21 protein-coding genes, 3 pseudogenes and 1 riboswitch are annotated in these 25098 nt (G+C 71.9%); of the genes and pseudogenes, 18 read left to right on the top strand and 6 right to left on the bottom strand.

Going from position 1 to position 25098, the window contains the following annotated elements; all coding sequences use genetic code 11:
• The 5 genes from AQJ58_RS21325 to AQJ58_RS21345 form a co-directional block, all read left to right on the top strand.
• Positions 1-301 (top strand): flavodoxin/ferredoxin-dependent (E)-4-hydroxy-3-methylbut-2-enyl-diphosphate synthase (locus tag AQJ58_RS21325; RefSeq protein WP_159056283.1); only part of this gene is annotated, 301 nt, incomplete at its 5' end.
• Positions 302-338: 37 nt separating this feature from the next.
• Complete coding sequence (dxs, locus tag AQJ58_RS21330) at positions 339-2222, top strand: 1-deoxy-D-xylulose-5-phosphate synthase (protein WP_067252350.1); 1884 nt, start codon at positions 339-341, stop codon at positions 2220-2222.
• A gap of 13 nt (positions 2223-2235) precedes the next feature.
• Complete coding sequence (locus tag AQJ58_RS21335) at positions 2236-3621, top strand: aspartate aminotransferase family protein (RefSeq protein ID WP_067252351.1); 1386 nt, start codon at positions 2236-2238, stop codon at positions 3619-3621.
• A 77-nt stretch (positions 3622-3698) separates the two neighbouring features.
• Positions 3699-4313, top strand: coding sequence for a helix-turn-helix domain-containing protein (locus AQJ58_RS21340; RefSeq protein WP_067252353.1), 615 nt, complete (start codon positions 3699-3701; stop codon positions 4311-4313).
• On the top strand, positions 4310-4432 hold the full coding sequence (locus AQJ58_RS21345; protein ID WP_067252354.1) for a DUF6126 family protein: 123 nt from the start codon (positions 4310-4312) through the stop codon (positions 4430-4432). Before AQJ58_RS21340 ends, AQJ58_RS21345 begins: the two co-directional genes overlap by 4 nt.
• A 5-nt stretch (positions 4433-4437) precedes the next feature.
• Here the strand turns inward: AQJ58_RS21345 and AQJ58_RS21350 are convergent, their stop codons facing one another.
• A complete protein-coding gene (locus AQJ58_RS21350) occupies positions 4438-5235 on the bottom strand; it encodes a tyrosine-protein phosphatase (RefSeq protein WP_067252356.1) in 798 nt (265 codons plus the stop codon).
• Between the two features lie 221 nt (positions 5236-5456).
• Here AQJ58_RS21350 and AQJ58_RS21355 point away from each other — a divergent pair, with 221 nt between their 5' ends.
• The 3 genes from AQJ58_RS21355 to AQJ58_RS21365 all read left to right on the top strand — a co-directional run bounded on the left by AQJ58_RS21355 (position 5457) and on the right by AQJ58_RS21365 (position 10122).
• Entirely contained in the window at positions 5457-7583 is a 2127-nt protein-coding gene (locus tag AQJ58_RS21355; protein WP_067252357.1) for an alpha-galactosidase, read from the top strand.
• Positions 7584-7851: 268 nt separating this feature from the next.
• Positions 7852-8045, top strand: a riboswitch (cyclic di-AMP (ydaO/yuaA leader).
• Positions 8046-8049: 4 nt separating this feature from the next.
• A complete protein-coding gene (locus tag AQJ58_RS21360; RefSeq protein ID WP_067252359.1) occupies positions 8050-9027 on the top strand; it encodes a M23 family metallopeptidase in 978 nt (325 codons plus the stop codon).
• A 309-nt stretch (positions 9028-9336) separates the two neighbouring features.
• Entirely contained in the window at positions 9337-10122 is a 786-nt protein-coding gene (locus AQJ58_RS21365; protein WP_067252361.1) for an SGNH/GDSL hydrolase family protein, read from the top strand.
• 32 nt (positions 10123-10154) lie between these two features.
• Here AQJ58_RS21365 and AQJ58_RS21370 read toward each other — a convergent pair whose 3' ends face one another.
• Both AQJ58_RS21370 and AQJ58_RS21375 read right to left on the bottom strand, forming a co-directional pair.
• Positions 10155-10787, bottom strand: coding sequence for a TetR/AcrR family transcriptional regulator (locus tag AQJ58_RS21370; RefSeq protein ID WP_067252362.1), 633 nt, complete (start codon positions 10785-10787; stop codon positions 10155-10157).
• Positions 10788-10897: 110 nt separating this feature from the next.
• Complete coding sequence (locus AQJ58_RS21375) at positions 10898-12079, bottom strand: Glu/Leu/Phe/Val dehydrogenase dimerization domain-containing protein (protein ID WP_067252364.1); 1182 nt, start codon at positions 12077-12079, stop codon at positions 10898-10900.
• A 137-nt stretch (positions 12080-12216) separates the two neighbouring features.
• Here AQJ58_RS21375 and AQJ58_RS21380 point away from each other — a divergent pair, with 137 nt between their 5' ends.
• Positions 12217-13410, top strand: coding sequence for an MBL fold metallo-hydrolase (locus AQJ58_RS21380; RefSeq protein WP_067252366.1), 1194 nt, complete (start codon positions 12217-12219; stop codon positions 13408-13410).
• Positions 13411-13614: 204 nt separating this feature from the next.
• On the opposite strand, the gene AQJ58_RS21385 is transcribed toward AQJ58_RS21380, so the two are convergent.
• Positions 13615-13974 carry a winged helix-turn-helix transcriptional regulator gene (locus AQJ58_RS21385; RefSeq protein ID WP_067252367.1) on the bottom strand — a complete coding sequence of 120 codons (360 nt, stop codon included), beginning with the start codon at positions 13972-13974 and terminating at the stop codon, positions 13615-13617.
• A gap of 89 nt (positions 13975-14063) precedes the next feature.
• Between AQJ58_RS21385 and AQJ58_RS21390 the strand changes: the two genes are divergently transcribed.
• Positions 14064-15185: a Gfo/Idh/MocA family protein gene (locus tag AQJ58_RS21390; protein ID WP_067252369.1), complete on the top strand. Its 1122-nt coding sequence runs from the start codon at positions 14064-14066 to the stop codon at positions 15183-15185.
• 15 nt (positions 15186-15200) lie between these two features.
• Here the strand turns inward: AQJ58_RS21390 and AQJ58_RS43875 are convergent.
• Positions 15201-15477: pseudogene (locus AQJ58_RS43875) on the bottom strand (IS5/IS1182 family transposase); the annotation flags it as partial.
• Positions 15478-15612: 135 nt separating this feature from the next.
• On the opposite strand from AQJ58_RS43875, the gene AQJ58_RS21395 reads away from it, so the two are divergent.
• Together AQJ58_RS21395 and AQJ58_RS43880 are read left to right on the top strand one after the other, a co-directional pair.
• The gene (locus AQJ58_RS21395) at positions 15613-17007 is read left to right on the top strand and encodes a glycoside hydrolase family 43 protein (RefSeq protein ID WP_067252371.1); all 1395 of its coding nucleotides are present in this window, start codon (positions 15613-15615) and stop codon (positions 17005-17007) included.
• Positions 17008-17612: 605 nt separating this feature from the next.
• Positions 17613-17906: a hypothetical protein gene (locus AQJ58_RS43880; protein ID WP_067252372.1), complete on the top strand. Its 294-nt coding sequence runs from the start codon at positions 17613-17615 to the stop codon at positions 17904-17906.
• Positions 17907-17941: 35 nt separating this feature from the next.
• Here AQJ58_RS43880 and AQJ58_RS45660 read toward each other — a convergent pair.
• A pseudogene (locus AQJ58_RS45660) lies at positions 17942-18145 on the bottom strand (DUF5131 family protein); the annotation flags it as partial.
• 251 nt (positions 18146-18396) lie between these two features.
• Between AQJ58_RS45660 and AQJ58_RS45940 the strand changes: the two are divergent.
• The 6 genes and pseudogenes from AQJ58_RS45940 to tdh form a co-directional block, all read left to right on the top strand.
• Positions 18397-20025: pseudogene (locus AQJ58_RS45940) on the top strand (ATP-binding protein); the annotation flags it as partial.
• Between the two features lie 1751 nt (positions 20026-21776).
• Positions 21777-22211 (top strand): roadblock/LC7 domain-containing protein, encoded by a 435-nt coding sequence (locus AQJ58_RS21410; RefSeq protein ID WP_067252374.1) that lies wholly within the window; start codon positions 21777-21779, stop codon positions 22209-22211.
• 2 nt (positions 22212-22213) lie between these two features.
• On the top strand, positions 22214-22585 hold the full coding sequence (locus AQJ58_RS21415) for a DUF742 domain-containing protein (RefSeq protein ID WP_067252376.1): 372 nt from the start codon (positions 22214-22216) through the stop codon (positions 22583-22585).
• The gene (locus tag AQJ58_RS21420) at positions 22563-23222 is read left to right on the top strand and encodes a GTP-binding protein (RefSeq protein WP_067252377.1); all 660 of its coding nucleotides are present in this window, start codon (positions 22563-22565) and stop codon (positions 23220-23222) included. The genes AQJ58_RS21415 and AQJ58_RS21420 overlap by 23 nt, the downstream gene beginning before the upstream one ends.
• A gap of 85 nt (positions 23223-23307) precedes the next feature.
• Positions 23308-23868, top strand: coding sequence for a GAF domain-containing protein (locus AQJ58_RS21425; RefSeq protein ID WP_067252379.1), 561 nt, complete (start codon positions 23308-23310; stop codon positions 23866-23868).
• A gap of 187 nt (positions 23869-24055) precedes the next feature.
• Positions 24056-25084: an L-threonine 3-dehydrogenase gene (tdh, locus tag AQJ58_RS21430; protein WP_067252380.1), complete on the top strand. Its 1029-nt coding sequence runs from the start codon at positions 24056-24058 to the stop codon at positions 25082-25084.
• The last annotated feature ends 14 nt before the right edge of the window (positions 25085-25098 follow it).

Genomic DNA, 25098 nt, shown 5'->3' on the forward strand with positions numbered 1-25098 from the left:
CGCCCAGGTCGACGTGTACAAGCTCGCCGAGGAGGTCACGGCGGGCCTCACCGGCATGGAGGTCCCGCTGCGGGTCGCCGTCATGGGCTGTGTGGTGAACGGCCCCGGCGAGGCCCGCGAGGCGGACCTCGGGGTCGCCTCCGGCAACGGCAAGGGCCAGATCTTCGTGAAGGGCGAGGTCATCAAGACCGTCCCGGAGTCGAAGATCGTCGAGACCCTCATCGAGGAGGCCATGAAGCTGGCCGAGCGGATGGAGCGGGACGGCGTCGCGGCGGGGGAGCCGGCCGTCACCGTGAGCTGAACAGCAGCGAACTGCACGGACCTAAGGGGGCCCGATCGTGACGATCCTGGAGAACATCCGGCAACCACGCGACCTGAGGGCGCTGTCCGAGCCGCAGCTCGGTGAACTGTCCGAGGAGATCAGGGACTTCCTGGTGCACGCGGTCGCCAGGACCGGCGGACACCTCGGGCCCAACCTGGGGGTGGTGGAACTCACCGTCGCGCTGCACCGCGTCTTCGAGTCGCCGGTCGACCGCATCCTGTGGGACACCGGCCACCAGAGCTATGTGCACAAGCTGCTGACGGGACGTCAGGACTTCTCCAAGCTGCGTGGGAAGGGCGGCCTGTCGGGCTACCCCTCCCGTGAGGAGTCCGAGCACGACGTCATCGAGAACAGCCATGCCTCCGCCGCGCTCGGCTGGGCCGACGGTCTCGCCAAGGCCCTCCAGGTGCAGGGCGAGAAGGGCCACGTGGTCGCGGTGATCGGCGACGGCGCGCTGACCGGCGGCATGGCCTGGGAGGCGCTCAACAACATCGCGGCGGCCAGGGACCGGCCGCTCATCGTCGTCGTCAACGACAACGAACGTTCCTACGCCCCGACCATCGGCGGGCTCGCCAACCATCTGGCGACCCTGCGCACCACCGACGGGTACGAGAAGGTCCTGGCCTGGGGGAAGGACGTCCTGCTGCGCACCCCGGTCGTCGGTGCCACCGTCTACGAGTCGCTGCACGGCGCGAAGAAGGGCTTCAAGGACGCCTTCGCCCCGCAGGGCATGTTCGAGGACCTCGGGCTGAAGTACGTCGGACCCATCGACGGGCACGACATCAAGGCCGTCGAGTCCGCGCTCCGGCGCGCCAAACGCTTCCACGGGCCGGTACTGGTGCACTGCCTGACCGAGAAGGGCCGCGGTTACGAGCCGGCGCTCGCGCACGAGGAGGACCACTTCCACACCGTCGGCGCCATGGACCCCCTCACCTGCGCCCCGCTCGTGCCCTCCGGCGGCCCCTCGTGGACCTCGGTGTTCGGCGAGGAGATCGTCCGCATCGGCGAGGAACGCGACGACGTCGTGGCGATCACGGCGGCCATGCTGCACCCGGTGGGGCTCGGTGCCTTCGCCGAGCGGTTCCCGGACCGGGTGTGGGACGTCGGGATCGCCGAGCAGCACGCGGCCGTGAGCGCCGCCGGCCTCGCCACCGGCGGGCTGCACCCGGTCGTCGCCGTCTACGCCACCTTCCTCAACCGGGCCTTCGACCAGCTCCTGATGGACGTGGCGCTGCACCGGTGCGGGGTGACGTTCGTCCTGGACCGGGCCGGGGTCACCGGCGTCGACGGGGCCTCCCACAACGGCATGTGGGACCTGTCGGTGCTCCAGGTCGTGCCGGGGCTCAGGATCGCCGCCCCGCGCGACGCCGAGCAGCTGCGCGCCCAGCTGCGGGAGGCCGTCGCCGTGGACGACGCGCCGACCGTGGTGCGCTTCCCCAAGGAGTCGGTGGGACCCGAGATCCCGGCGGTCGACCGGTTGGGCGGCATGGACGTGCTGCACCGGACGGAGGCGGCCGAGGTGCTGCTCGTCGCCGTCGGCGTGATGGCCCCGGTCTGCCTCCAGGCCGCCGGACTGCTCGAAGCCCGCGGTATCAACTGCACGGTCGTCGACCCCCGTTGGGTGAAACCCGTCGACCCGGCCCTGCCCGTGCTCGCCGCCGGACACCGGCTGGTGGCGGTCGTCGAGGACAACAGCCGGGCGGCGGGCGTCGGTTCGGCGGTGGCCCTCGCCCTCGCGGACGCCGAGGTCGACGTGCCCGTACGGCGGTTCGGCATCCCCGAGCAGTTCCTCGCCCACGCCAAACGCGCCGAGGTGCTCGCCGACATCGGCCTCACCCCCGTCGAGATCGCCGGGCGGATCGGCGCGAGCCTCGCGCTCAAGGAGGAGCCGGGCCAGTGAAGGAGAGACACGTATGACCAAGGAGTTCGACCTCGGAGCCCTCCTGGCCGAGCGCGGAGCCGAACGCTACGAGCTGCACAGCAAGTACCTCAACCACCAGCTCCCGCGCATGCTGCACACCATCGGCTTCGACAAGGTCTACGAGCGGGCGGAGGGCGCCCACTTCTGGGACGCCGACGGCAACGACCACCTCGACATGCTCGCCGGGTTCGGGGTGATGGGGCTGGGCCGCCACCACCCCGTCGTCCGCAAGGCGCTGCACGACGTCCTCGACGCCTCCCTCGCCGATCTCACCCGCTTCGACTGCCAGCCACTCCCGGGCCTCCTCGCCGAACGGCTGCTCGCCCACAGCCCGCACCTGGACCGGGCGTTCTTCGGCAACAGCGGCACCGAGGCGGTCGAGACCGCGCTGAAGTTCGCCCGCCGGGCCACCGGGAAGCCCAGGATCCTCTACTGCGACCACGCCTTCCACGGCCTGACCACCGGTTCGCTGTCGGTCAACGGCGAGGACGGCTTCCGTGAGGGCTTCGACCCGCTGCTGCCCGACACGGCCGTGCCGCTCGGTGATCTCGACGCGCTGGCCGGGGAGCTGCGGAAGGGCGATGTCGCCGCCCTGATCGTCGAGCCGATCCAGGGCAAGGGTGTGCACGAGGCCCCGCCCGGCTATCTGCGCGCCGCGCAGGAGCTGGTGCACCGGCACAAGGCGCTGCTCATCGCCGACGAGGTGCAGACGGGCCTCGGCCGGACCGGCGACTTCTACGCCTACCAGCACGAGGAGGGTGTCGAACCGGACCTGGTGTGCGTGGCCAAGGCGCTCTCCGGCGGATACGTGCCGGTCGGCGCGACCCTCGGCAAGGACTGGATCTTCAAGAAGGTCTACTCCTCGATCGACCGCGTCCTGGTCCACTCGGCGAGCTTCGGCTCCAACGCCCAGGCGATGGCGGCGGGCCTCGCGACCCTGTCCGTCATGGAGAACGAGCAGATCGTCGCGAACGCACGCGTCATGGGCGAGCGACTGAAGTCCCGGCTCACGGCGCTCACCGGCACCTACGAGCTGCTCGCCGACGTCCGGGGCCGGGGCCTGATGATCGGCATCGAGTTCGGCCGGCCGACGTCGCTGAAGCTGCGCAGCCGCTGGACCATGCTCCAGACCGCCCGCAAGGGGCTCTTCGCCCAGATGGTGGTCGTCCCGCTGCTCCAGCGGCACCGGATCCTCACCCAGGTCTCCGGCGACCACCTGGAGGTGATCAAGCTGATCCCGCCGCTGGTGGTCGACGAGCGGGACGTGGACCGGTTCGTCGACGCCTTCACCGAGGTGATGGACGACGCCCACGGCGGGGGCGGGCTGATGTGGGACTTCGGAAAGACGCTGATCAAGCAGGCGGTGGCGAACCGCTGACCGGCGGCGCGCGCCGCACGTTTTGCCTCTGAGGCAAGAAACTTGCCCCAGAGGCAATCCTCGGGCTGAATGGACGTATGAGTTCGCCCGACTCCCCGTCCGCCGCGGACGACCTTCCGGCCGTCGCACCGCAACTGCGCTCCCTGCGCCGCAGGGCCGCCCTCACCCTGGAGGCCGCCGCCCGCGCGGCCGGGCTCTCGCCCGCCCATCTGTCCCGGCTGGAGACCGGGCAGCGCCAGCCCTCGCTGCCGATGCTGCTCGCGCTCGCCAGGGTCTACGGTACGACGGTCTCGGAACTGCTCGGCGAGACGGTCGCCGACCGGGACGCGGTGATCCGCGCCGCCGAGATGGAACCCACCCGGACCGGCGGCTGGACCTACTGGCAGGCCGGCGCGTCCGGGCGCGGGATGCAGGCCCTGCGGGTGCACGTGCCGTACGGGTCGCAGGGCGACATCGTGCGGGTGCACCCGGGGGAGGAGTGGCTGCACGTCCTGACGGGCCGGCTGCGGCTGCGCCTCGGCGACACCGTGCATCTGCTCGGCCCCGGGGACGGTGCGCACTTCGACTCGCTGACCCCGCACCGCCTCGCCGCGCAGGACCCCGACGGGGTCGACCTGCTCTTCGTCCACACCCTGTTGCAGAGTCCCACGGCCGCCCTGTGCCTGGGCCCCACCCCTGGAGAGACACCATGACCGACATGGAGGAGCGGTTCCCGCGCAGCCTCTGGATCCGGCTGATCATCTACATCGCGGTGGGGCACGTCCTCGCGGCCTTCATCTGGTTCCTGTTCGAGATGGGGGCCAAGCAGTAGGGACCTCAGTCGAGCAGCCGCTCGCGCAGCCGCTCCCGGGTCCGCGGAGCCAGCTTCAGCCCCTTCTCCAGATAGGGGTCGACGCCGCCCCAGGTCTCGTCGATGGTGTCCAGCGCCGCCGCGAGGTACTCCTCACGGGCGTCGAACAGGGGACCGAGCAGCTCCATCACCTCGGGGGTGTACGCGGTCGCCGCCGAGCCGCCGCGCCGCACCTTGTAGCGGCGGTGCTTGGCGTTGGACTCCAGGTAGTCCGCGAGGATCGCGTCGCGCTCCACGCCGAGGGCGAGCAGCGTCACCGCGACGGACAGACCGGCGCGGTCCTTGCCGGCCGCGCAGTGCATCAGCACGGGGACGCTGTCCTCGGCGAGCGCGTGCAGCACGTGCGAGTGCTCGGCCGTACGGCCCTGGATGATCGTGCGGTACGAGGCGATCATCCGGCCCGCGGCCCTGCCGTCGCCCAGGAGGGCGCGCAGCAGCTCGATGTCGCCGTCGCGGACCATCTTCCAGAACTCCGCGCCGTCCGCCGGGTCCGACAGCGGCAGGTTCACGTTGAGCACCCCGGGCAGGTCGACGTCCGGGCCCTCCAGCTTCTGGTCCGCCGCGTTGCGGAAGTCGAACACCGTGTGCAGACCCAGGGAGGACAGGAACGCGGCGTCCTCCTCGGTCGCGTGCGCGAGATGGCCGCTGCGGAACAGCACGCCGTGCCGCACCCGCCGTCCGTCGGTGGTCGGCAGACCCCCGACGTCGCGGAAGTTGCGGACACCTGCCAACTCGGGCTCGGTCGACGGGATCTGCTGCGTCACGGGGGCTCCCTCCCGGGTCGGGCTCCACCGGTGCGGCTCGGGTGACCGACGGAACCGCTTCGACCATACGGCACGGATGCGCAGGGCAACGGGTTGTCCACAGCCGGACGAATCCCTCGTCTCCCCAGGTGAAAGGTTTGTCCACAGACATTGCAGGGTGGGGTGTCCGCAGCTCATGATGTTGAGGCTTGATCGCACCTGTTCGAATTAGTGGGGGTTTGATGCCCGAGACCGTGAAGCCCGAGATCGCCGCGGGCGGCCGTACCTGGCTCCTTTCGGGGCCTGCGAGCAGCTATGCCCTCCACCTCACCGAGGCCGACGAACTGGTGCACCTGCACTGGGGCGCGAGGATCGCGCTCGTCGACGCCGAGGCGCTGGCCGCCGTGCCCTTCCAGGGCCGCGCGTCCTTCGAGGCCGCGCTGGACGGGCACGAGGAGTACCCGGTGGAGGGCGGCCCCCGGTTCGTCCGCCCCGCCCTGTCCGTGCGCACCGGCACCGGGCGCCGCGGCACCGAGTGGACCTTCGAGTCGTACGAGATCCAGCAGGAGCCTGGGAGCGAGGGCGGCCGGGATGACGGCGGTGCCGAGCTGCGGCTGCGGTTCCGCGACGGCGCCCTGGTGATCACGCTGCACTACCGGATGCGCGGCGACGTCGTGGAGCGCTGGACGACCCTGCGCAACGACGGCGAGGAGCCGCTGGAACTGCTGCGCGCCGACTCCGCCACCTGGACCCTGCCCGAGCGCGAGGACTGGCGGCTGTCGCATCTGCACGGCCGCTGGGCCGCCGAGTCCCGGCTGGTGCGGGCCCCGCTGACCTACGGCGAGAAGATCATCGGCAGTCGGCGCGGTCACACCGGTCACCAGTACCTGCCCTGGGTCGCCCTCGACACCGACGCCACCGAGGAGCGCGGCGAGGTCTACGGCTGTGCCCTCGGCTGGTCCGGTTCCTGGCGCATCTCCGTCGCCCAACTCCCCGACGCGCGCGTGCAGATCACCGGCGGCGCCGGATACGACGACTCCGGTCTGCTGCGGCTGGCGGCGGGGGAGTCCTTCACCACGCCCCTGTTCGCCGGTCTGTGGAGCGACGCGGGCTTCGGCGGGGCCAGCCGCGCCTGGCACGCCTACCAGCGCGCCCATGTGATCCCGGACGCCGAGCGGGACCGGCCGGTGCTGTTCAACTCCTGGGAGGCCACCTTCTTCGACATCTCCGAGGAACAGCAGGCCACCCTCGCCCGGCGGGCCGCGGCGATCGGCGTCGAGCTGTTCGTCGTCGACGACGGCTGGTTCGGCGCCCGCACCGGCGACCACGCCGGCCTCGGGGACTGGTGGCCCAACCCGGACCGCTTCCCGAACGGGCTGAAGCCCCTCGCCGACCACGTGCACGCGCTCGACATGCAGTTCGGCATCTGGGTCGAGCCCGAGATGGTCAACCCGGACAGCGACCTGTACCGGGCGCACCCCGACTGGGTCCAGTTCCAACCGGGACGAAAGCGGACGGAGTTCCGCAATCAGCTCATGTTGAACCTGGCGCGCGAGGACGTCCAGGAGTACCTCTTCGAACGGCTCGACAGCCTGCTGTCCAGCGCCCCCATCGACTACGTCAAGTGGGACTTCAACCGCTGCTTCACCGACGCCGGCTGGCCCGACGACCCCTACCCGCAGCGCCTGTGGGTGGACCACGTCCGCGCCCTGTACGCCCTGCTGGACCGGCTGCGGGCGGCCCACCCGGGCGTGGCCTTCGAGTCCTGCTCGGGCGGCGGCGGACGCATCGACCTCGGCATCCTCGCCCGCACCGACCAGGTGTGGACCTCCGACAACACCGACCCGCTCGACCGGCTCGACATCCAGCACGGCTTCAGCCAGATCCACCCCGCGCGCGTGATGGCCGCCTGGGTCACCGACAGCCCCAACACCCAGCTCAACGGCCGGATCAGCTCGCTGCGCTTCCGTTTCGTCAGTGCCATGGCCGGGGTGCTCGGCGTCGGCGGCGACCTCTCCGAGTGGACCGAGGAGGAGCTCGCCGAGGCCCGCCGCTGGGTGGACCTCTACAAGGAGATCCGCCCTCTCGTCCAGCGCGGCGACCAGTACCGGCTGCGCCCTCCGGCGGGCGGGCTGAGCGCCGTCCAGTACGTCCGCGGTGACGAGACCGTCGTCCTCGCCTGGCTCCAGGCCCAGCGCTACGGCGAGCCGGTTCCGGCGCTGCGCCTGCGCGGCCTGGATCCGACGGCGTCGTACGAATGCCGCGAAACGGGCGAAGTCCACCGGGGTGCGGTGCTGTTGCACCACGGGCTGCGGACCGGGCTGCGCGGTGACCTCGATGCGACGGTTATCCGCCTCCGTCGCATCTGAGGGTTCTGTCCGAATTGAATCCTTAGTCCAACTCGCTCTGGAATAAGGGATCCTGCAAGGGTATTGCGTGAGCAGGGTCATATCCGTGACCCTGCGTCGCCCGTCATGCTCACGTAATCGACGTGCCTTTCAAGGGCGTTAGGCGAAAATCCCCGTGGTGGTTGCACGGAGCGTCACGGGGAATTCGCGCAGCGGATCAAGAGAAAGCCGTGAGCAGGGCAACCACTGCTTGTTCCTGTGCGTCCTGGTCGCTTACGTTCCAGACCCATCCGGACGGACGCCGAATCCTGCCGCCGTCCGGAATCCGCACACTCACCCGTGCACGGCAGGAGCGGGGGACCCACAGGCGAAACCGCCTGTCCCGGTCTCCGGAACAGGCTCGGGGTAAAGCCGCGACCCGTCGCGGCCGGGCATCTCCAGTCCGCACCCGACAGCTCACCTCGCAGGCGCCGGAGAGGAATTCGCCATGCCCGCGAAGGGTAAGCACCGCCGCCCGAAGCCCCAGCGCTTCACCCGCTCCATCGCCGTCGCCGGAACCGGCGGTGCCGCGCTCGCCCTCCCGCTCCTGGGGGCCACCGGCGCCCACGCGGCCACCCCGCAGTCCGTTTCCCAGGATGCTTCCCGGGCCGTGGCGCAGACCGTCTCCCAGTCGGTCGCGGACAACGCCGTACAGGCCTCCGCGACGACGACGCGGAAGTCCGCCACGCACGCCCGGAGCTACACCGTGCGGGCCGGCGACTACCTGGCCAAGATCGCCGACAAGCAGCACGTCCGCGGCGGCTGGCAGAAGCTGTACGCGGACAACCGCGAGGCCGTCGGCGGCAACCCCTCGCTGATCCACCCCGGCCTGAAGCTGTCGCTCGGCGCGAGGGCCGCGAGCACCGGCACCGAGTCGTCGACCGGCTCCTCGTCGTCGTCCGCCTCCTCGTCCCCGTCCTCCTCGTCCTCCTCGCCGAAGTCGACGCAGGCGACGCAGTCGTCCTCGTCGTCCTCGGACACGGCCCCGCAGTCCGCCGGGAGCGCCCCCTCCTCCAGCGGCTACACCCTCCCGGTGTCCGGCGCGACCATCGGCACCGGCTACCACGTGGCCGGCAGCATGTGGGCCAGCGGGTACCACACCGGCGTCGACTTCGTCGTCCCGACCGGCACCTCCCTCAAGGCCATAGCCGGGGGCACGGTCGTCACCGCCGGCTGGGGCGGCGCGTACGGCAACCAGGTCGTCATCAGGCTGGCCGACGGCTACTACGCCCAGTACGCCCACCTGTCGCAGCTCTCGGTCTCGGCCGGCCAGACCGTGACCGCCGGCCAGCAGATCGGCCTCTCCGGCGCCACCGGCAACGTGACCGGCCCGCACCTGCACTTCGAGATCCGCACCACGCCGGACTACGGATCCGACGTGGACCCGGTCGCCTACCTCCGCTCCCACGGCGTCGCCGTCGGCTGACCCCGCCGACGACGACCGCCGCGCACGCCTGACCCGCAGGAAGGCCGGACCCGAGCCCCGGGCCCGGCCTTCGTCGTGGCATCCCTTTACCCGGTTGCGCCGCTACGTCGGTGAGGCCGGCGTACGGCCGCCTGGAGCCATTTCCGGATCGGCAACTTCCGGGCGTGGTCGCTTATTCCCTGACGGGCACACCCTTCTGACGTGGTTTATCTCACCGCCAGTCAACCCCTTCCTACGGTCGCGTAGGTCACATTAGAAGGGGAATCATGAACCGCTGTGGCAGACGATTCGAAGAATGACAGCAGATCAGTGATCGGGTCGTACGTGGCGGTGGGGGACAGCTTCACCGAGGGCGTCGGCGACCCCGGCCCCGACGGGGCGTTCGTCGGCTGGGCGGACCGGTTCGCGGTACTCCTCGCGGACCGGCGCCCCGAGGGCGACTTCGCGTACACCAACCTGGCGGTGCGCGGGAAGCTGCTCGACCAGATCATGGAGGACCAGCTGCCGCGGGCCGTCGAGCTCGCGCCGGACCTGGTCTCCTTCTGTGCGGGCGGCAACGACATCATCCGTCCGGGCACCGATCCCGACGAGGTCGCCGAGCGCTTCGAGCGCGCGATCGCCTCGCTGACCGCCGTCGCCGGCACGGTCATGGTGACCACCGGCTTCGACACCCGGGGCGTACCCGTGCTCAAGCACCTGCGCGGGAAGATCGCCACCTACAACGGACATGTGCGGGCCGTCGCCGACCGGTACGGCTGTCAGGTGCTCGACCTGTGGTCCCTGAAGTCCGTACAGGACCGCCGGGCCTGGGACGGCGACCGGCTGCACCTGTCCCCCGAGGGCCACACGCGCGTGGCGCTGCGGGCCGGGCAGACGCTCGGGCTCCAGGTGCCGGCCGACCCCGAGCAGCCGTGGCCGCCGCTGCCGCCGCGCGGGACGCTGGAGGTGCGTCGCGACGACGTGCACTGGGCGCGCGAGTACCTCGTGCCGTGGATCGGACGGCGGCTGCGGGGCGAGTCGTCCGGGGACCATGTGACGGCGAAGGGCGCCCTGTCGCCGCAGGACATCCGGGACCGGATCGCCTCGGTGGCCTGACGGAAGGGGGGGACGGGGGAGAGGGCGGGCCCTCAGCGGGGCTCGTCCTCGCCGGTCGCCCGCGCCGGCTCCACGGGGGTGCCCAGCTCCCGTGCCAGCGCCTCCTCCACCCACTCCTGCGCCCGCACCCGCGACACCGTGCCGCCGTACGAGGTCAGCTGGACGGCCAGACCGTCCAGGAGGGCCGTCAGGCGCAGGGCCGTGGCGGCGGGGTCGGGGCAGCCGAACTCGCCCGCCGTCACCCCCTCGGCGATCACCTCGGCCAGCGCGGCCTTCCACGCCCGGTCGAGGTCACGGGCGACCTCCCGCAGCGCGGGCTCCCGCAGGGACACCGCCCAGCCCTCGATCCACAGCCGCCAGCCCTTGGCCTGGCCGGTGGGCGCGTACCAGCGCACGGCGGCCCGCAGTCGGCGCAGTGCGGTCGTACGGCGGCCGAGCAGCCCGCGCAGATGTGCCAGGTCGTCCTCGGCGGCGCGCGCGAAGGCGGCGGCGACCAGCTTCTCCTTGGTCGAGAAGTGATACAGGACCAGCGCGTTGCTCACTCCGAGCGCCGCTGCCACGTCGGCGATCCTCACGGCCGCCGCGCCCCGCGCCTCGATCTGCTCGATGGCGGCCCGCAACAGTTCCTCGCGCCGCTCGGCCACACTCAACCGGACCCTCGCCACGGCGTCACCCTACACAGGGGCCCTGCCGGGCACCGCTCAGCACAGCCCGCTCGACCTGCGCCGGCGCCCTCAGCGGTGGCTGCCGGACCGCTCCGTACTCATCGGTGCCGTCAGCGGTGGCTGCCGAACCGCTCCGCGATCACCGGCATCCGCTCCGCCGCGACCGCGTGCGCGGCGGCCCGCGGGGTCGTCCCGTCCGCCGCGGCGCGCGCCAGAACCAGCTCCACCAGCGCGCGCATCGACCGGCGGGTGTGCGCGAACGCCTCGTCCGCGTCCGCGCCGACGTCCCCGAACAGCGTCCACCACCACCAGGCGTTCGTCGCGGAGTTGACCACCACGTCGGGCAGGACCGTCACCCCGCGCGCGTGGAGCGAGGCCTCCGCCTCCGGCAGCACCGGCATGTTGGCCGCCTCGGCGATCCAGCGGGCCCGGATCCGCCCCTGCTCCGCGGCGCCGATCGCGTACGACACCGCCGCCGGCACCAGCACCTCCGCCTCCGCCGACAGCCAGGCCTCGCCCGGCAGTTCGCGGTCGCCGGGCCGCAGCACCGAGCGGTCCACCGTGCCGTGGGCGTCGCGCGCGAGGAGCAGCGCCTCCACGTCCAGCCCGTCCGGGTTGGCGATCGTGCCCTTGACGTCGGCGACCGCCACGACGGTGAGCCCCGCGCGCGTGAGGAAGCGTGCCGTGGCACCGCCCATGGTGCCGAGCCCCTGGAGCGCGACCCGTGTCCCCCGGTACGGCACCCCGGCCCGGTCCAGAGCGGTCAGCACCGACTCGGCGACCCCGCAGCCGCCGACCAGTTCGTCCAGACCGATGCCGTCCACGTCGAGGGCGAAGGCGTCCGCCAGGCGCGCGCGGGCCGCCGTCTCGTCGTCGAGCAGCGGGTACACGGCCTGCACGGACGAGACCAGCCCCGCCTCGGCGGCCGCCCGGTCCACCAGGTCCTGACTCAGCCCCAGGTCCTCGCCGGTCGTCCAGCAGCTCTCCACGTACGGCCGTACCGCGCGCAGATAGCGGACCAGCAGGCCGTACGCCGCCGGGTCCCGGGGATCGCAGTCGATGCCGCCCTTGGCCCCGCCCAGGGGGACGTACCGCGCCTCGGGGTCGTAGTGCAGCGCCTCCTTCAGGCTCATCCCGCGCGCGAGGCCCGTCACCTCCTCCAGGGTGCAGCCCTCCCGCATCCGCAGACCGCCGCTGCACACCCCGCGCACCAGCCGGTCGACCACCAGGAAGCCCCGGCGGCCGGTGACCTCGTCCGTCCAGGTGAGGGACAACAGGGGGGCGGCGGGCATGGGCACTCCTCGGACGGATCAGGACGGACCGCTACTGAACAGTGGGTCAGTATCGAGAGGCCGGGCACGGACTGTCAACGCGCTGCCGGAGGGGGCGACCATAATGGAATGCCTCAGCGACTCCACCTGGAGGTACCGTGTCCGGTTTCCGTTCCCTGAGCTCCGGGCTCCGCGCACTGCAGCCCGAGGGCTTCGGCGCGGACCCGAGCGGTGAGCGCATGGCGCGCATCCGCAGATCCCCCCACTTCAAGGACGGGGTCTTCCAGAACCCCGGCGGCCCCGCGCGCACCCGTCCCTCGGGTTCGGCGCTCGACTTCGCCAAGGTGTTCTTCGACAAGGAGCAGCGGCCCCGCCGCGCCCCCTCCGGGACGGTCCCGGTGCACCCCACGACCCTCGCCGACCTCGCCAAGCCGCCCGTCACGGGGCTCCGGGTGACCTGGATGGGCCATTCCAGCGTCCTCGCGGAGATCGACGGGCACCGGGTGCTGTTCGACCCCGTCTGGGGCGAGCGCTGTTCCCCGTTCTCCTTCGCCGGCCCCAAGCGACTGCACCCGGTGCCGCTGCCGCTGGCGGCGCTGGGCCCGGTCGACGTCGTCGTCATCTCCCACGACCACTACGACCACCTCGACCTGCCCAGCATCAAGGCGCTGGCCGGCACGGACACCCTGTTCGCGGTGCCGCTCGGCGTGGGCGCCCATCTGGAGCACTGGGGCGTCTCCCCGGACCGGCTGCGCGAGCTGGACTGGCACGAGGCGACCAAGGTCGGCGGCCTCACCCTCACCGCCACCCCGGCCCGCCACTTCTGCGGCCGCGGTCTGCGCAACACCCAGCACACCCTGTGGGCCTCGTGGGTGGTCGCCGGTGAGGAGCACCGGGTGTACCACAGCGGCGACACCGGTTACTTCGAGGGCTTCCGGGACATCGGCGCCGACCACGGCCCGTTCGACGCCACGATGATCCAGATCGGTGCCTACTCGGACTTCTGGCCCGACATTCACATGACCCCCGAGGAGGGTGTGCGCGCCCACCTCGACCTCCAGGGCGGCGCGCCGGGCGGTGTCCTGCTGCCGATCCACTGGGGGACGTTCAACCTGGCCATGCATGCTTGGGCGGAGCCGGGGGAGTGGACGAAGGACGCGGCAGAGGAAGCGGGCCAGGCGGTGGCGCTTCCGCGGCCGGGCGAGCCGTTCGAGCCGGCGGGGAAGCTGCCGGTGGAGGCGTGGTGGCCGGCGGTGTCCGGTCCGATCGCGCACCCCTGGCGGCGTCCTCGGAGTACCGAGGGTGTTGCCGAGACGAGCAACAAGGATCTCGACCTCGCGGGTGAGCGGTGACGTCGGTTGGGGATCGAGGGGGGAGATGGTGCGGATGCTGGGGCGTCTCCCGGCTGGGAGCGTCGCCAGTAGGTCACCGGATGCGGGGGGGCTTCGGGGGCGGTTGGGCCAGCGACAGAGGGGTCCATGCCCGGTGGATGAGGTACAGACGGCGATGATCGCGGCGGCGAGAGCGATGAAGAACTCGCCAGGCAGCTCGGCCGCTCATTCCCCCAGCCCTTCGGAAGTGAACCGGCCGGTGTTGGCGCGGATCCAGGTGCGCAGATGGGCCAGCGGCTCCAGGGCGCCGCGACCGAGTTCGGTCAGCTCGTACTCGACACGTGGGGGGACCTCCGGGTAGATGGTGCGCACGACCAGGCCGTTGTCCTCCAGGCGCCGCAGGGTCTGGGTGAGCACCTTGGGGCTGACGCCCTCCAGCTTGCGGCGGAGCTCGCCGAAGCGGCGGGGGCCGCCTGCCAGGGCGGTGATGGCCAGGCCCGTCCATTTGTTGGCGAGCAGTTCGAAGACGGCACGGCCCGGGCAGAGCAGCCCGTAGATGTCGTGCCGGTACGCGCGCTCAGCCATGTCGGAAAACTGCCTCTGAGCTGTCATGGTTTCCAAAATATACTGGGTGCCCTTGCAGGTGAGTACGGGGGTATCCGTACGTTCGCGGCATGAACTCGACCGCCGCTTCCGCCCCTGTTCGCGTGGGCCTTGTCGGCCTCTCCGCCCGCGGCGGCTGGGCTCCCCAGTCGCACCTGCCCGCTCTCTCCCGCCTCAAGGGGTACGAGCTGCGCGCCCTTTCGGCCTCGAGCGCCGAGTCCGCCCGGGCGGCGGGCGAGAAGTACAGGGTGCCGCTCGCCTTCGGTAGCACCGCGGAACTTATGGCGAGCGACGAGGTGGACCTGGTAGTCGTCAGCGTCCGGGTGCCGCTGCACCGCGAGGTGATCCTCGCGGCACTCGGCGCGGGCAAGGCGGTGCTCTGCGAGTGGCCGTTGGGCAACGGGCTCGCCGAGGCAGAGGAGCTCGCGGCCGCCGCGGCGAAGGCCGGAGTGCGGACGTTCGCCGGGCTTCAGGCCCGCTCGGCGCCCGTGGTACGGCAGGTGCGGGACCTGGTCACCGACGGGTACGTGGGCGAGGTCCTCTCCACCAGCCTGGTGGCGTCGGGGCGCCGGTGGGGCGCCACCTTCGAGCCGGGCGGTGCGTACCTCCTGGACCGCGAGAACGGCGGCACCATGCTGACGATCCCCTTCGGGCACACCGTCGACGCCGTAGCCCAGGTGCTTGGCGAGTTCACTGAGGTCTCCTCGACGCTCGCGACCCGGCGGCCCGTGGTGCACGAGGAGGGCACGGGCCACGCGGCCGCGATGACCGTGCACGACCAGGTCGCGGTGAGCGGCCGCCTTGCATCGGGCGCGGTCGCCTCCCTGCACTTCCGCGCCGGGCTCTCCCGAGGCACGAACTTCCACTGGGAGATCAACGGCACCGAGGGGGACCTCGTCGTCACGGGCGACCACGGCCACCTTCAGCAGGCCGCGCTCACCGTCCACGGCGCCCGGGGCACAGCCGCTGCCCTCGCCGAAATCCCGCTGCCCGCCCGCTACTTGGACGTACCGGAACTTGCCGGTCTGTGGAGGAGCCCCGCCTACAACGTGGGCGCCCAGTACGCGCAGATCCACGCTGACCTGACCCAGGGCACGGCGCTTGCCCCGGACTTCACGCACGCGGCGCGGCGGCAGCGGCTGCTTGACGCGATCGAGCGGTCGGGGGATTCGGGGACGCGGATCCGCCTCTAAGAGTAAGACCGTGTCCTACGTGGTGAGGCGGACGAGGCGCTCGTAGCGGCAGAGGGCAGCGGCAAGTCCGAGGAATGCCAGGTGGTTACGCGACTTCATGCCCCTGCGCGCGATCCGCACTCCGATGTGCTTGCCGCGTAACCAATTCAGCCTTCGCTGTCCTGCGTGTTGCCGGTCGAGACGCCGACGAGGAGGGCAGTCCGTTCGCGTCCGACAGGATGTGCCTCGTGGAGCCCGGTTTGCCGCGGTCCACGGGGCTGGGACGGCGCAGCCGCTGACCAGGACGTAGGCGATGGCGCGGTCTAAATGCAGTAATTCTGAAAGAAAGATTGACCGGTAAGTGTCTCCTCCCTACTGTCTGATCGATTCACCGAACCTCGTTCGATATATCGACACCGTCTCCTTCTCGCACCCCGATGGAGCACCAATGAGCGCTGCCGCCCACCCCTCCCGCCGCCGCTTCCTCGGTATGGCCGCGACGGTGCCCCTGGCCGCGACAGGCGCGCTGGCCCTGGGTGCCGGGACCGCACGCGCGGCCGACTCGGCGTACGTCATGTGCTACTTCACCGAGTCGACCTCCCTGGGCGAGGGCACCGACTACGGCCTGCACCTCGCCGTCAGCACCGACGGACTGGAGTGGACGCCGCTCAACCAGAACAACCCCGTCGTCACCCCCACCGAGGGCGCCATGGGCCTGCGCGACCCGTTCATCCTGCGCAAGCAGGACGGGACGTTCGTGGTGCTCGCCACCGACCTCAAGGGCACCGACTGGACGTACAACAGCCAGTACATCCACGTCTGGTACTCGACCGACCTGCGCACCTTCACCGGCTACCACCGGCTGAAGCTGCACGACATGGTCACCCACAGCTGGGCGCCGGAGGCCTTCTGGGACGCGGGGCGCGGCCAGTACGCGATCATCTACTCGTCGGTCAACTCCAGCCGTCACAACGTGATCATGGTGAACTACACCACCGACTTCGTCACGGTCTCGGCGCCGCAGGTCTTCTTCGACCCCGGGTACGACGCGATCGACGGCGACATGACGGTGGGCGTGAACGGCGTCAACTACCTCTACTTCAAGAACAACAGGAACGGGACACTGCTGGGCGCCCGCTCCACCTCGCTCGCCCCGGGCAGCTTCACGCCCTTCACCCCGGCCGTCTCGCACGGCGGCACCGAGGCCCCGACCGTCGTCAAGTCCCTCACCTCCGGCACGTACTGGATGTGGGGCGACACCTACACGCCCAACGGCGTCTTCTACGCCTGGCAGACCACCGACCTGGCGGCCGGTACCTGGACCCCGCTCGACCAGCGGACGTACACCCAGCCGCTCAACTCCAAGCACTGCGGCATCACGACGATCACCACGACCGAATACGACACTCTCGTCGCCAAGTGGGGCACCCCCACCTGGAACCGGCTGAAGTCGTACAACTACCCCGACCGCTACGTCCGGCACAGCAACTACCTCGGACGCATCGACCCGTACCCCATCGACCCGCCCTCCGACTCCCAGTGGAAGCTGGTGCCCGGCCTGGCCGACAGCTCCGGGGTCTCCTTCCAGTCGGTCAGCCTCCCGACCCGGTACCTCAGGCACTACAACTACGCACTCCAGCTGGACGTGGACAACGGGACGTCGACGTTCGCCCGGGACGCCACCTTCTACCGGACGGCCGGGCTGGCCGACTCCTCCTGGTCGTCGTTCCGCTCGTACAACTACCCGACGCGCTACATCCGGCACTCGAACTACGCTCTGCGCATCGACCCGATCTCGACCACGACGGAGAAGCAGGACGCCACCTTCCACGTCGGCTACTGAGCCGCGCCGGCCGGACGGCTGCAACCGCGCGAGGTCCGTCAGCAGTCCGGCCGCAGTCGACACGTCACGTCCGCCGTCGGCGGGCGGTCGTCGGCGCCGGACGGAAGCGCGGTGGCCGCCACGGCGAAGGCACGGGCAGGCGGCGGCACCGGGTGCGTTGACTGCACTACTGGTTGATCTGCTGGCGATCAGTTGGCACGGGCATGAAGCATCTGTCCTCATGTTGGGAAATGCTGAGTTCACCGGTGCGCATCGGGACTTGATGGACGGCCGGGCGGATCTGCCGCGAGTCGGCGCCGTGCTTGAGGGCACGGCGGCGTCCCTGCCGTACGTGGTGGTCGATGGGGCGAGTCGGGAGATCGAGCCGATCAGGCGAACGCCCATCCCGAGTGCGGGATCGCCGGCGCCTGGCCGCTACTGCGCGATATGGGCGTCCTGCCGGCCTGGGTCCCGCAGACCTTGCAGGACGCCAGGGTCCGCGGCCGCCAGTCCGTCGACGACCTGGTCGACCGCCACCAGGTGCGTAACCGCGGGCCCGTGACCTGCTGGTCGGCTACATCCGCCGCCGCGCCGTCGAGGTCGAGTACGGCACGCTGGACAACCTGGTGCGCCATCTGGTCCGTTACTTCTGGAAGATCGTCGAAGAGATCAACCCGGACCAGTCCGACCTGCGGCTGAGCGAAGAGATCGTCCAAGCCTGGAAGGAACGGCTGCTCGTCCGCCAGGGCGGCAAGCCCCGCCAGCACCTCGACGGCCCGTTCCTGGCCGTCCGCGCCTTCTCCCTGGACCTGCAGACCTGGTCGGCAGCCGAGCCCGAACGCTGGGGACGCTGGGTGGCTCCCTGCCCGATACCGGGCCCGCTGGTCCGCGGATCACCCTCGCGCTGGTATTTTGCCTGACCCATTGCCTTCAGCCGCTTCGCCAGGGTCAGCGCATAGCAGTGGTCGCAGCCCGGCGAGATGCGATCGCAGCCGGTTGTCGGGTTCCAGGTGACCTCGGTCCACTCGATAGCCGTTCCGGTGCTCACAGCGCACCACCGGCTACGACCGTGACCTTCGGCTTGGTGCAGAGAAGCCCGACCGTGGCGCCCGGCCGTGGCGCCCGACCGGGCCGAGCGCGCCCCCGGGAATCCTCTCACCGACAGTGACCATTTCTGATGGTCGCTGATCGTTCTCTTATCTCTTCGGTGTCATCCGTGAACGGGTGAATCCAGGGCTTATCGGCCTCCTGTGCGAGGCCTCATACCAGAGCGGGACGTTCCCCGGGGGAGTTTGTCAACTGCCCGCCGCACATGATGCCTTGGTGACTACTGTGAGTGGCCGCCGGCGTATGCCCGCCGTGCGTACCCGCGCCAGAAAACCGGCCCACGGACCCAGTACGAGGACACCGATGTCTCACCTCCGCGCACCCGTCGCACGCGCAGACCGCCGTGAGGGCGGGCGGCACGGACGGCCGGTGGCCCGCACCGCACCGGTGCCGGCCGAGACGCACCTCAGGCCCCAGCTCCTGCGACTCGCCGTGCTGCCGCCGACCGCCGTCGCGCTCAGCGCCTGCGCGGTCGTGCTGTTCACCGTGCGCTCCACCGGCACCCGGCCCGGCCCCGTCCTGTGGACGGTGCTGGCCGGCGCGGTGGCCGTCACCGGCGTCGGCATCCTCGTCGCCGCCGTCGCCGCCGACCGTGCCGCGCGCTCCGTCGGCGACCGCGTCGCCGCCCTGCGCCGCAGCAGCGCACGCGGCGAGGCCGACCTGCGCGCGCTCGTCGAGTCGCTGCGCCGCGGCGAGGCGCCGGAACGGCGCAAGTCGCGCGGCGCGCCGCCCTCGGACGCCGACGACTTCGAACTGCTCGCCGCCGACCTCGCCCGCGCGCACTCGGGCGCCGTCACGGCCGTCGTACAGGCCTCCCAGCTCTCCAGCCAGGCGGGCAGCGAACAGAAACTGGAGGTCTTCGTCAACCTCGCGCGGCGGCTTCAGTCCCTCGTGCACCGCGAGATCTCGATCCTCGACGAGCTGGAGAACGAGATCGAGGACCCGGAGCTGCTCAAGGGGCTCTTCCACGTCGACCACCTCGCGACCCGCATCCGCCGTCACGCCGAGAACCTCGCCGTCCTCGGCGGGGCCGTCTCCCGGCGGCAGTGGAGCAACCCCGTCTCCATGACCGAGGTGCTGCGCTCCGCCATCGCCGAGGTCGAGCAGTACTCCCGGGTCAAGCTCGTCCCGCCGATCGACGGCGAGCTGCGCGGGCACGCCGTCGCCGACGTCATCCATCTCCTCGCCGAACTCGTCGAGAACGCCACGGTGTTCTCCGCGCCGCACACCCAGGTGCTACTGCGCGCCACCCTGTGCACCTCCGGGCTCGCCGTCGAGGTGGAGGACCGCGGCCTCGGCCTGCCCGTCGAGGAGCAGGACCGGATGAACGCCCTGCTCGCCGACCCCGACCAGGTCAACGTCGGCCGCCTGCTGGCCGACGGCCGCATCGGTCTGTACGTCGTCTCCCAGCTCGCCCGGCGGCACGGCATCCGGGTCCGGCTCCAGTCCAACATCTACGGCGGCGTCCAGGCCGTTCTCGTCGTCCCGCAGGCCTTGCTCGGGGGCGCCGCCGGAGCCGTCGTACCGGCCCGCGATCCTCTCGCCCCGGACCCCTTCGCCGCCGCCGACCCGCGGCAGGTCCCGGCCACGGATGCCACGGCGGCGCGGCAGTTGCCGCGCCAGGGCGGGGACACCGGGCGCCGACCGGCGGGGCCGGGCGCCGGGCGCCGACCGGCGGCACCCCGGCCGCAGGGCACGCCACCGCAGCGGTCGGCTCCGCCGCAGGGGGAGGAGACGGGCGGCTGGGACCGCATCCAGGCGCCGGCCCGCCCGCGGAGCGCTCACGACACGGGCCGCCCGCCGGCCGATGCACGGCCGCAGGACGCGGGCGGTACGGGGCACCCTCCGGTGGCTGCGCAGCAGCAGACGGCGGGTGGTCCGGAACGGCTTCCGGTTCCGCCTCGGCCGCAGGACGCGGGGGGCGGGGTGCGGCTCCCGGTTGCTCTGCAGGCGGAGAACACCGGTGGTACCGAGCGTCCTTCGGTGGCTGCGCAGCAGCAGAACCCGTCCGGTGCGACGCGGCTTCCGGTTCCGCCTCGGCCGCACGCCGTGGCCGGGGCGGAGGGATCTGCGGTTCGGGAGCGACCGCAGACCGCAGGGGGCGTGGCAGGTCCTCCGGTGGCTTCGCGGCAGCAGAGCACCGGCGGTACCGAGCGGCTTCCGGAATCGATGCAGCCGCAGCGCACCGCGCCCACCACGGCGGCGGGGCACCCGCTCGCCGCACCGCACTCCTCGCGGAACAACCCCACCACGGAGGGTTCCCGCGTATCGGCCCGCCTCCGCGGCGGCACCGACCCGGCCGCGTCGGCTGCCGGCGGATCCCGTCTCCTCCCCGCGTCGGAAGCCGGCTCCGAGCACCGTCGGGATTCCGGCTTCCCCGGAGGACCCGGGCCCTTGCCCGTGCGGGGGGAGCGGCACGATCGGCCCAATCCCGCCGACGCCGTGCCCGGTATCCGGCCGGCCGACCGGAGGGTCGTGGAGGAGAACGCGGGCGTCGCCCCCGTCCCGCGCTCGGGTGCCGTGCGCGGCACCCTGGGTAAGCCGCAACTGCCTCGGCGCCGTGCCCAGGAGCACATCGTGCCCCAGTTGCGCGGCGGCCCCGGGCCCCGCCCGGACGCCGAGCAGCCCGTCGTCGGGCACGACCCCGGGCTGATGGCCGCCTTCCAGCGCGGCATCGGCCTCGCCGAGGCGCAGCAGAGCCTGGAGGCGGAGGTGCTGCGGTCTGCCGTACCGCTCCCGGAGTGGGAACCCCTGGAGCGCAGCGCCTACCCGGCACCGGGCCCGTTCGACCGGCCCCGAACGTCGGCCCCGGAGTCCCCCGTCGCCCCGCCCCACCGACCCGCCGCGTCCCCCGAGCCCACGCCGGACGGCTCCACCACCACGCCCCAAGCGTCCACGACCGGCACCCCCGCGACTGCGCAGGACGGCTCCGCGACTCCGGTGCCTGAGCCTGCCCTGGACGGGTCCTTCCCCGCGTCGCGTGGTTCTGCGGGCACGGCTCCCGCGTCTGCCTGGGACGGATCCCCCGCCCCGGCGCCCGGGTCTGCCACCGGCTCCCCCGCAGCTGCCTGGGACCGGTCCGCCGCCCCCTCCCGCGGGCCCGCGACTCCGGTGCGCGAGGCTGCCTTGGACGGGTCGTTCACTCCGTCGCGTGGTTCTGCGGGCACGGCTCCCGTGACTGCCTGGGACGGGTCCGCCGCCTTGTCCCGTGAGTCCGTCGCCTCGGTGCCGGAGTCCGCCCCGAACGGCCCCACGGCCCGGCCCCATGCGTCTGCCACCGGCGCTCCCGCGTCTGCCTGGGACGGGTCCCCCGCCCCGGCGCCCGGGTCTGCCACCGGCGCCCCCGCAGCTGCCTGGGACCGGTCCGCCGCCCCGCCCCACCGGCGCGCGGCGGCACCCGAGAGCGCTCCCGAAGGCTCCACCGCCCCGTCCCCCCGGTCCACCCCGGTCTCACCTCCCGGCGCCCCGTCCGGGATAGGCGAGGTGCCCTCCGCGCACGCCTCCGGGGCCCCGTGGGCGTACGGCGTGCGGGAGGGGAAGGCCGGGTCTGTGCCGGGCTCCGATCCCGGTTCCGACCACCCGACCCCCCGGCGCGACGGGAGCGCACCCGCCGGATGAACCCCACCTCCACCCCCACCCCCAGCGCTCCCGCAGACCTTCGTACCCCAAGGAGTCGATCCACCATGGCGAGCGACGCGCCGACCGGCCAGGCAAACGATCTCGACTGGCTGATGAGCGGCCTCGTGCAGCGCGTACCGCACACCAGCAGCGCCGTACTGCTGTCCTGCGACGGACTGGTCAAGTCGGTCCACGGCCTCGACGCCGACAGCGCCGACCACATGGCCGCCCTGGCCTCCGGCCTGTACTCCCTCGGCCGCAGCGCGGGCGTCCGCTTCGGCGACGGCGGGGACGTACGCCAGGTCGTCGTCGAGCTCGACGCGACACTGCTGTTCGTCACCACCGCCGGTTCGGGAACCTGTCTCGCCGTGCTCGCCGGGCGGGAGGCCGACGCCGCCGTCCTCGGCTACGAGATGGCGATGCTCGTCAAGAGCGTGCGGCCGTACCTGACGACCGCGCCCCGGCAGCACGCCGTCGATGCGTCGGTGACGGGAACTTGAGCGTGGCGGCGGCCGGCGACGGGCCCTGGCTCGACGACGCGGCCGGACGGCTGGTGCGCCCCTTCACGGTCAGCAACGGACGCACCGAGCCCACCGTCGCCCTCGACCTCATGTCGCAGGTGATGGCCACCGGAGCGAGACCCCTCGGCTATCTCGGCCCCGAGTACGCACAGGCCCTCGACCTGTGCCGGGCCCCCGTCCCGGTCGCCGAGGTCGCCGCCCATCTGAAACTGCCGGCGGCGGTCACCAAGGTCCTCCTGTCGGACCTCGTCGACTGCGGGGCCCTGACCACCAAGCCCCCCGAGTTCCACCACAACCCCACCGACCGGGCCCTACTGGAGGCAGTGCTCGATGGACTACGACGACAGCTCTGAGAGCGACGCGTACGACGCGCGGGAGACGTACGAGCGCTACGACGACGGCCGCGCCGACCCCTTTCCGACCGCCCTGAAGATCCTCGTCGCGGGCGGCTTCGGGGTCGGCAAGACCACCTTCGTGGGCGCCGTGAGCGAGATCGCCCCGCTCAGCACCGAGGAGCTGCTCACCACGGCCGGCGCCACGACCGACAACCTCGACGGCATCGAGAACAAGGTCGAGACGACCGTCGCCATGGACTTCGGCCGCATCAGCCTGGACCCGAGGCACGTGCTGTACCTGTTCGGCACGCCCGGACAGGAGCGGTTCTGGTTCATGTGGGACGAGCTGTCCGAGGGAGCCCTCGGCGCGGTCGTCCTCGCCGACACCCGCCGCCTCGAGGAGTGCTTCGCTGCCGTCGACTTCTTCGAGGAGCGCGGCCTCGGTTTCATCGTCGCCGTCAACGAGTTCGACGGCGCCCACCGCTACGACCCCGAGGAGGTGCGCGCCGCCATCGACCTGGACCCGGCCATCCCGATCGTGCGCTGCGACGCCCGGATCTCCGCCTCCGGGGTGCAGACCCTGCTCACCCTCGTCCGGCACCTCATCGCCCACGCACCGGGGGCACCCCAGCCGAGCCGCGGCGCAGCCATGTGATCCCCGCAACCCCTGTCATGGAGCCGCAGATGACGACCCACGCCCACCTCCCCGGCGACCCGGGCCGCCCGCCCGGAGCACGTCCATGAGCTACGACCCGCCCCGCCCGGCCGGTCGCCTGCTGCTCACCCCGGAGGACCGGGACGCCCCCGCCCGCACCCAGAGGCTGCGCCGACTCGGCCTCGGGGAGTGGCCGGAGCCCGCCCTGGACACCTTCGCCGAGCACCTCGCCGAGTTGACCGGCGCGGCCTACGCCATGGTCAACTTCCTGCGGGCGGAAGGGCAGTTCTTCGCCGGGCTGCACACCCCGCCCGGGGGCGAGCCGGCCCGCGGCGGGAAGCCCGAGGTGGGCCGGCGCCTGCCGCGCGAGTACGGCTACTGCCCGCACGTCGCCGTCCGGCGCAAGGCGCTGGTCCTGGAGGACGTCGGCGACTACCCACGCTTCGCGGGCAACCCGGTCGTCGACGAGTACGGCATCCGCTCCTACCTCGGCGCCCCGCTCATCGACACGACCGGCACGGTCCTCGGCACGGTGTGCGTCGCCGACCTCGCACCCCGGCGCTGGGGCACGCCCGGCCTTCAGACCATCAAGGCGAGCGCCGCCGACCTCGTCGTACGGCTGGAGACGGGCACCGCACCGCCGTAGCACCGGTGCGCACGCCGGGTCCAAGATCAGGGCGTGAAGGAAAGCTGTTGCTCCGCTTAAGAAAAGCTCGATGGACCGGGGCCGGTGGCATGCGGCAGATTGCTGAGCGAATCCACCCCCCTCCCCGGCAGCGGGGCGCCCCGGCCCGCCCGTGCGCCCCCGGGGCCCTCACCACAGGAGCCGCAGCTTGAAGGCGCTGGTCAAGGAGAAGGCGGAGCCCGGGCTGTGGCTCCGGGACGTCCCGGAGCCGGAGGCCGGCCCCGGTGACGTACTGATCAAGGTGCAGCGGACCGGCATCTGCGGCACCGATCTGCACATCCGGGCCTGGGACGGCTGGGCGCAGCAGACCATCGGCACCCCGCTGATCCTCGGCCACGAGTTCGTCGGCGAGGTCGTGGAGACCGGGCGGGACGTCACCGACATCGCCGTCGGCGACCGGGTGAGCGGCGAGGGACACCTGGTGTGCGGCAAGTGCCGCAACTGTCTCGCCGGGCGCCGCCATCTGTGCCGGGCCACCGTCGGCCTCGGCGTCGGCCGCGACGGGGCCTTCGCGGAGTACGTCGTGCTGCCCGCCTCCAACGTCTGGGTGCACCGGGTGCCCGTGGACCTCGACGTGGCCGCGATCTTCGACCCGTTCGGCAACGCCGTGCACACCGCGCTGTCCTTCCCCCTGGTCGGCGAGGACGTCCTCATCACCGGCGCCGGCCCGATCGGTCTGATGGCCGCCGCCGTCGCCCGGCACGCCGGCGCCCGCAACGTCATGGTCACCGACGTCAGCGAGGAGCGCCTGGACCTGGCCCGCAAGATCGGCGCGAGCCTCGCCCTCGACGTCTCCCGCGCGTCCATCGCCGACGGCCAGCGCGAGCTCGGACTGCGCGAGGGCTTCGACATCGGCCTGGAGATGTCCGGCCGGCCCGAGGCCCTGCGTGACATGATCGCCAACATGACCCACGGCGGCCGGATCGCCATGCTCGGGCTGCCGGCGGAGGAGTTCCCGGTCGACTGGGCCCGGATCGTCACCTCGATGATCACGATCAAGGGCATCTACGGCCGGGAGATGTTCGAGACCTGGTACGCGATGTCGGTCCTGCTGGAGGGCGGCCTCGACCTCGCCCCCGTGATCACCGGCCGGTACGGGTACGGCGACTTCGAGGCGGCGTTCGCCGACGCGGCGAGCGGCCGCGGCGGCAAGGTCATCCTCGACTGGACCGCGTAACCCCCCTTTCGGCG

Origin of the sequence: Streptomyces sp. DSM 15324 (assembly GCF_001514285.1) — a bacterium.
In the GTDB taxonomy this organism is placed as follows: Bacteria; Actinomycetota; Actinomycetes; order Streptomycetales; family Streptomycetaceae; genus Streptomyces.